Origin of the sequence: Amycolatopsis sp. NPDC004625 (assembly GCF_040609695.1) — a bacterium.
In the GTDB taxonomy this organism is placed as follows: domain Bacteria; phylum Actinomycetota; class Actinomycetes; order Mycobacteriales; family Pseudonocardiaceae; genus Amycolatopsis.
Genome location: NZ_JBEXKX010000110.1, coordinates 1 through 6,932 on the forward strand (window position 1 = coordinate 1; position 6,932 = coordinate 6,932).

At 71.6% G+C, this 6,932-nt stretch carries 8 protein-coding genes and 1 pseudogene; 5 read left to right on the forward strand and 4 right to left on the reverse strand.

Annotated features, from left to right (window positions below; all coding sequences use genetic code 11):
• Positions 1–60: 60 nt before the first annotated feature.
• Positions 61–1,020 carry a helix-turn-helix domain-containing protein gene (locus tag ABZW17_RS46460; RefSeq protein ID WP_354829370.1) on the reverse strand — a complete coding sequence of 320 codons (960 nt, stop codon included), beginning with the start codon at positions 1,018–1,020 and terminating at the stop codon, positions 61–63.
• An 83-nt stretch (positions 1,021–1,103) separates the two neighbouring features.
• Between ABZW17_RS46460 and ABZW17_RS46465 the strand changes: the two genes are divergently transcribed.
• The gene (locus ABZW17_RS46465) at positions 1,104–2,024 is read left to right on the forward strand and encodes a DMT family transporter (RefSeq protein WP_354829373.1); all 921 of its coding nucleotides are present in this window, start codon (positions 1,104–1,106) and stop codon (positions 2,022–2,024) included.
• Between the two features lies 1 nt (position 2,025).
• On the opposite strand, the gene trpD is transcribed toward ABZW17_RS46465, so the two are convergent.
• From trpD to ABZW17_RS46480, 3 genes are all read right to left on the reverse strand, one after another.
• The gene (trpD, locus tag ABZW17_RS46470; protein ID WP_354829376.1) at positions 2,026–3,060 is read right to left on the reverse strand and encodes an anthranilate phosphoribosyltransferase; all 1,035 of its coding nucleotides are present in this window, start codon (positions 3,058–3,060) and stop codon (positions 2,026–2,028) included.
• A gap of 5 nt (positions 3,061–3,065) precedes the next feature.
• Positions 3,066–3,473, reverse strand: a complete 408-nt coding sequence (locus ABZW17_RS46475; protein ID WP_354829379.1) for a hypothetical protein — start codon at positions 3,471–3,473, stop codon at positions 3,066–3,068.
• Between the two features lie 65 nt (positions 3,474–3,538).
• A complete protein-coding gene (locus ABZW17_RS46480) occupies positions 3,539–3,952 on the reverse strand; it encodes a hypothetical protein (RefSeq protein WP_354829381.1) in 414 nt (137 codons plus the stop codon).
• A 95-nt stretch (positions 3,953–4,047) separates the two neighbouring features.
• Here ABZW17_RS46480 and ABZW17_RS46485 point away from each other — a divergent pair, with 95 nt between their 5' ends.
• From ABZW17_RS46485 to ABZW17_RS46500, 4 genes and pseudogenes are all read left to right on the forward strand, one after another.
• Complete coding sequence (locus tag ABZW17_RS46485; RefSeq protein WP_086681061.1) at positions 4,048–4,671, forward strand: heme-copper oxidase subunit III; 624 nt, start codon at positions 4,048–4,050, stop codon at positions 4,669–4,671.
• Positions 4,672–4,733: 62 nt separating this feature from the next.
• Positions 4,734–5,552, forward strand: a complete 819-nt coding sequence (locus ABZW17_RS46490; protein ID WP_354829385.1) for a c-type cytochrome — start codon at positions 4,734–4,736, stop codon at positions 5,550–5,552.
• On the forward strand, positions 5,549–6,703 hold the full coding sequence (locus tag ABZW17_RS46495) for a ubiquinol-cytochrome c reductase iron-sulfur subunit (protein WP_354829387.1): 1,155 nt from the start codon (positions 5,549–5,551) through the stop codon (positions 6,701–6,703). The genes ABZW17_RS46490 and ABZW17_RS46495 overlap by 4 nt, the downstream gene beginning before the upstream one ends.
• Positions 6,700–6,932 (forward strand): annotated as a pseudogene (locus ABZW17_RS46500) (cytochrome b); the annotation flags it as partial. The gene ABZW17_RS46495 and the pseudogene ABZW17_RS46500, both read left to right, overlap by 4 nt.

The following is a 6,932-nucleotide window of genomic DNA, read 5'->3' on the forward strand; positions in this document are numbered from 1 at the left end:
GTGAGTGGTAAGGCGCGTTCTAACCCGCCTTACCACTCACGACCGGCCGCGGCAGGGGGCTCAGCCGCGGAAGGCTGTGCGGTAGGAGGACGGGTTCGTGCCGCGCAGGCGGCTGAACTGGTGCCGCAGCGCGGCCGCCGACGCGTAGCCGCACGCCGTCGCGATGTCCTCCACCGACAGGCCGCCCGCCTCCAGCAGGGCCTGGGCCCGGTCCAGCCGCCGTTCGGTCAGCCAGCGGTGCGGCGTGGTGCCCGTCGCCGCGGAGAAGCGGCGCAGGAACGTCCGCTCGCCCAGGCCGCTGCGCCGGGCCAGTTCCGCCACGGTGAACGGCTGGTCCAGGCGTCGCTCCACCCACTCCAGGGCCTCCGCGACCACGGCGTCGTCGCCCGCCGCCGTCGCCGGGACGGGCGCCTGCACGAACTGGGCCTGCCCGCCGGCGCGGTGCGGGGCCGCCACCATCCGCCGGGCCAGCGTCGTGGCCGCGTCGACCCCGCGCAGCCGGCGGACCAGGTGCAGGCACAGGTCGACCGCCGCGACCGTGCCCGCGCTGGTCAGGACACCGCCGTCGTCGGCGTAGAGCGCCTGGGTGTCCACCTGGGCGGCCGGGAACCGCTGCCGGAACTCCGCCTCGTACACCCAGTGGACCGTGCACCGGCGGCCGTCGAGCAGGCCCGCGTAGCCGAGGGTGAACACCCCCGCGCAGAACCCCGCCACCCAGGCCCCGCGCGCGGCCGCGTCGCGCAGGACGGCCAGCACCGGTTCGGGTGGCGGCGCGGTCCGGGGCGCGCACGTCGGCACGATCAGCAGGTCCGCGGAGGCGGCGTGGTCCAGATCACGCAGGCCGGACAGCCCGAACCCGGACCAGCTCTCGACCGCGGACCCGCCGGGGGAGCAGACGGCGAAGTCCCAGCCCTCGATGCCGTCGGCGCTGCGGTCGGTCCCGAACACCTCGCACGCGACACCCAGCTCGAACGGTGAAACGCGGTCGGCGAGCACCACCGCGACCCGGTTGACGTCCATGACCGCCAGCCTGTCACAAGTTTTGCGGTCGTTGTCATCTCTGACACTGGTTGGTCACGCCGATCGCGACGAACCTGGTCCGCATGACGAACTCGGAAACCCGCCCGCTGCTCCAGTGGTCCGCGGCGATGGCGATGTCCGGCACGATCGGTGCCGTCGTGCTCGAGAGCGGCGCGGCCGCCCCCGCCGTGGCGTTCGCCCGCTGCTTCGTCGGCGGCGCGCTGCTCGTGCTGTGGTGCCTCTCCCGCGGCTGGCTGCAGGCGTGGCGGCCGTCGCGGCGCGACCTCGGCCTGGCCGTGCTGGGCGGGCTGTTCCTGGTCGGCAACTGGGTGCTGCTGTTCGCCTCGTACGCGCTGTCGTCGATCTCGGTCAGCACGGTCGTCTACCACACCCAGCCGCTGCTCCTGGTCGGCCTGGCGGCGGCGTTCCTCGGCGAGAAGGTGGCCAAGAGCCACCTGGTCCGGGCCGGGATCGCGTTCGGCGGGGTGGCGTTGATCTCCCTGTCCGCGCACGGCGAGGACGGCAAACCGGTGCAGCCGGCCGGTATCGCGCTGGCCCTCGGCGCGGCCGTGCTCTACGCGGGAGCGTCCTTCGTCGCGAAGCAGCTGAAGCACGTCCGCCCGCACCTGCTGGCCGCCGTGCAGACGACGGTGGGCGCCCTGGTGCTCGCGCCGCTGCTGCTGGTGACGCCGCTGCCGTCGACGACGTCGGGCCTGCTGTGGCTGGTGCTGCTGGGGACGGTCCACACCGCCCTGATGTACGTGCTGATGTACGCGAGCATCGGCAAGCTGCCGACCACGACGGTGGCGCTGCTTTCGTACCTGTACCCGGTGGTCGCGGTCCTGGTCGACATCGCGTTCTACGGCCACCGCCCGAGCTGGCCCGAGGCGCTGGGCATGCTCGCGGTCCTGGCGTCCGCGCTGGCCCCGCAACGCCGCCGCGGGCCGGCCGCCGCACCGGAGGACCCGGTCGATGCGGCGGCCGGCCCTGCCGGTCGCGCCTGAGTCAGCCGAAGGCGATCCAGCGGTCCAGCAGGGCGGCCGCGGCACCCGAGTCGATCGCCTCCGCGGCCCGGGTCAGGCCGGCCCGGAGATCGTCCTCCAGGGACGCCGAGAAGCCGGTGAAGGCCGCCAGGGCGGCGGCCGCGTTGATCAGGACCGCGTCGCGGACCGGGCCCGGCTTGCCGCCGACCAGCTCCCGGACCACCTCCGCGTTCGCCGCCGCGTCGCCGCCGCGCAGGTCTTCCGCCGTCGCCCGGGCGATGCCCAGGGCCGCCGGGTCGAAGCCGCGCTCGGTCACCTCACCGTCCGAGACGACCCAGATCGTCGACGTCGTGGTCGTGGTGATCTCGTCGAGGCCGTCGTCGCCGCGGACCACCAGGGCCCGGGTGCCGCGGCGGGCGAACGTCTCCGCCAGCACCCGCGTCTTGTCGGCGTACGCGCAGCCGATCAGGGCCGCGCCCGGCTGGGCCGGGTTGGTCAGCGGGCCGAGCAGGTTGAACGTCGTCGGGATGCCGAGCTCGCTGCGCACCGGGCCGGCGTGGCGCAGCGCCGGGTGGAACGCCGACGCCAGGAAGAACCCGATGCCGACCTCGGTGAGGCTGCGCCGGACGTCCTCCGGCGGCAGGCTGATCGTGACGCCGAGGGCCTCGAGGACGTCCGCCGCGCCGGACTTCGACGACGCGCTGCGGTTGCCGTGCTTGGCCACCGGCGCGCCCGCCGCCGCCGTGACGATGGTCGCCATCGTCGAGATGTTCACCGAGTTGGAGCCGTCGCCGCCGGTGCCGACGATGTCGACCGCCGGGCGGTCCAGCTCGACCCGCTTGGCGTGCGCCAGCATCGTGGCCGCCATGCCGGCGATCTCCTCGGGCGTCTCGCCCTTGGCGCGCAGCGCGACCGCGAACCCGGCGATCCGGGCCGGGCTCGCCGCGCCGCTCATGATCTGGTCCATCGCCCACGCCGTGTCCTCCGCGGAGAGGTCGGTACCGGCGATGAGCTGCTTGAGCAGGGGTGGCCAGGTGCGGGGGACCGGGGTGGTCACCGGGCTCAGCCGTTCACGACGGGGACCCGTCGCGCGCGCAGCACGTCGGCGACGGTCTCCGCGGCGGTCAGCGGGTCCAGCGGGTGCACCAGCACGGCGTCCGCCTGCGACCAGGTGGCCAGCCACCGGTCGTCCTTGCGCCGCACGGCGATCACGATCGGGGGGCAGTCGGTGATTTCGTTCTTCAGCTGCCGGCAGAGGCCGATGCCGCCGGTCGGCTGCGCCTCGCCGTCGAGGATCGCCAGGTCGACGTTCCCCGCGTCCACCTCGGACAGCACGTCGGCGATCCCGGCCGCCTCGACGTAGTCCACGCGCGCCAAGTCGGCGGCGGGCCGCCGGCCGACCGCGTTCACGATCGCCTCGCGCACCTCCGCCTTGTGGCTGAACACCAGGACCCGCATCGACTCGGCCATCAGGCATGCCTCCGTATCGTCACCCGCACGCTTCGCGACCCCGATCGTATCGGCCGAGACCGACATCACGCGGTCGGCTCCGGCTGTTGCGCGTCCCAGCCGAGCGCGTCGCCGCCCGAGCGCTGCGCGAGGCCGGCCATCCGGGACCGTTCCTGGGCGCAGTGCAGGGCGTCGAGCACCTGGACGCGCACCGCGAGCACCCGCGTCAAACCGCCCGAAGGGGACTGTTCCCGCAGCTCGTAGCCGTCCTGGGCGAGGACCGACGCCGCCTCGGCGACGCGGTCCGGTGGCAGCAGCAGGTGGTGCCGCAGAACGGCCGGTGCCGTACTGACCCAGTCGGGTGAAGCGGCGAGGACGGCGGAGTCCGCGACGGCCGGGTCGAAGGCCGCCACGACGATCTTCAGCCCCGGCGTGTCGGCCGTCAGACCGGGCGTTTCCCGCTTCTTGACCAGGTCAAGCAGCCGGTCGAGTAAACCCATGAGTAGCTCTCACCTTCCCGGGCGTCCGGTGTGATCGGTTACGCAGACGGCTCGCCGTGGACCCACCCGGCGGAGCGGCGGTGCGAGAGGACATAATGCGACGCGTGACAACGGCAGCTCCCACCATCAGTCAGCGGGTCCACTCGCTGAACCGGCCGAACATGGTCAGTGTCGGCACCATCGTGTGGCTGTCCAGCGAGCTGATGTTCTTCGCCGGACTGTTCGCGATGTTCTTCACCGTCAAGGCGCAGAACTCCTCCGGCCAGTGGCCGCCGCCGTTGCACGGCGAGGAGTTCCACCTCAACGTGGCGTACGCGATCCCGTTCACGGTGATCCTCGTGCTGTCCTCGCTGACCTGCCAGTTCGGCGTGTTCGCCGCCGAGCGCGGCGACGTCTACGGGCTGCGCCGCTGGTACATCATCACGTTGATCATGGGCGCCATCTTCGTCGGCGGCCAGGCCAACGAGTACCACAACCTGGTCGAAGAGGGGATGACGATCCCGTCCGGCCCGTTCGGCACGGTCTTCTACCTCGCGACCGGCTTCCACGGCCTGCACGTCATCGGCGGGCTCATCGCCTTCGTGTACCTGCTCATCCGCACGAAACTGAGCAAGTTCACGCCCGCCCAGGCCACGTCGGCGATCGTCGTGTCCTACTACTGGCACTTCGTCGACATCGTGTGGGTCGGCCTCTTCGGTGTGATCTACCTCCTTCCGTAGGTCGCACCCAGCCGCCACCACCTTCACCATCGGCCTGAACTGACAGCAAGGGTTGCCGCAAGATGACCACCAGCACGAAATCCTCGGAGCGCCGCTACCGCGCGCGGTCGAAGCTGCGGAGGCGGTTCGCCGGCCTGCTCGCGCTCGGCGTCGCGCTGGTGGGCGCCGGCGCCCTCTACGCCGTGTTCGCCCCGGAGCCGCAGACCGCGCAGGCCCAGGGCACGCCGGCGCAGCTGCGCCTCGGCGAGCAGGTCTACAACAACACCTGCATCGCCTGCCACGGCGCGAACCTCGAGGGCGTGCAGGACCGCGGGCCGAGCCTGATCGGCATCGGCGACGCCGCGGTGTACTTCCAGACTTCTTCGGGCCGCATGCCCGCCGCGCGCCAGGAGGCCCAGGCCGCGCGCAAGCCGCCGAAGCTGACCGAGGCCGAGATCGACGCGGTCGGCGCCTACATCCAGGCGCACGGCGGCGGCGTCCAGCGTCCCGCGGAGAAGGGCGAGGCCCTGCGGGGGAGCGACCCGGCCCGCGGTGGCGAGCTGTTCCGCCTCAACTGCGCGTCGTGCCACAACTTCACCGGCCGCGGCGGCGCGCTGTCCGCCGGCAAGTACGCGCCGAACCTGGACCCGGCCAGCGAAGAGCAGATCTACACGGCCATGCTCACCGGCCCGCAGAACATGCCGAAGTTCTCCGACCGGCAGCTGACGCCGGAAGAGAAGAAGGACATCGTCGCCTACGTGAAGTCGGTGTCGGACGGCAACAATGACCCGGGTGGGAACGGCCTCGGCGGGGTCGGCCCCGCTTCGGAGGGCGTGATCGCCTTTATCGTCGGGATCGCCGCGCTGATCGGCGTGACGTTGTGGATTGGATCGAAGGCATGAGTGCCGAGGGGCCGAAGCCGCCGACGGAGGCGGAGCTGGCTGAGATGGACCGCGACCAGCTGGTGAAGCTGGGCGGGCAGCTCGACGGGGTCGAGATCGTCGAGTACCCCACCCCGTGGCCCGTGGAGGGCACCCGGGCGGAGAAGCGGGCCGAGCGCCTGGTCGCGTTCTGGTTCGGGCTGTCCGCGCTGGCCGGGATCGGGTTCGTCGTGTCGCTGATCTGGTGGCCGTGGAAGTACGAGGCGCCGGACAACGAGAGCGGCCACTTCTGGTACAGCCTCTACACCCCGATGCTCGGCATCACGCTGGGCCTGGCCATCCTCGGCCTGGGCATCGGCGTGATCCTGTACACGAAGAAGTTCGTGCCCGCCGAGGTCGCGGTGCAGCAGCGGACCGACGCGGACGGTGCCGGGTCGGCCGAGGTCGACCGGGCGACGATCCTCGCGCACCTGGCCGACGCCGGGAACCGCAGCACCATCGCCCGCCGGTCGCTGATCAAGCGCTCGGCGATCGCCGGGGCCGGTGCGCTGGGCCTCGCGGCCGCCGCGCTGCCGGTCGCGTCCTTCATCAAGAACCCGTGGAAGGACAGCGAGTCCCGCGACTCGCTGTGGCACACCGGCTGGCAGCCCAACTTCCCGGGCGAGAAGGTCTACCTGCGCACCATCTCGGGCTCGATCGAGGAGGACGTCAAGGAGGTCCGCCGGGTCAAGGCCGAGGACCTCGACGCCGGCGCGATGGTCACGGTCTTCCCGTACCGCGACACCGAGGCACACGACGAAGAGAAGCTGAACGCGGCGCTGACCCGGGTCGACAACCCGGTCATGCTGATCCGCCTGCGCCCGACCGACGCCGCCAAGGTGGTCAAGCGGGCCGGCCAGGAGGACTTCAACTTCGGCGACTACTACGCGTACACGAAGATCTGCAGCCACGTCGGCTGCCCGACCTCCCTGTACGAGCAGCGGACCAACCGCATCCTGTGCCCGTGCCACCAGTCGCAGTTCGACGCCCTCCACTACGCCAAGCCGATCTTCGGCCCGGCGACGCGGCCGCTGGCCCAGCTACCGATCACGGTGGACGAAGAGGGATACTTGATCGCGCGAGGCGACTTCATCGAGGCCATCGGTCCGGCCTTTTGGGAGCGTAAGTCATGAGTTCACTCACCACGCCGACCAAGGGGTCGAGCGCTGTCGAGAAGGCCGTGGGCGAGGCCGCGAACAACGCCGACCAGCGTTACCAGCTGGCCAAGGGCCTGCGGCACCAGATGAACAAGGTGTTCCCGACGCATTGGTCGTTCCTGCTGGGCGAGATCGCGCTCTACAGCTTCATCATCCTGCTGCTGACCGGGGTGTACCTGACGTTGTTCTTCGACCCCTCGATGCA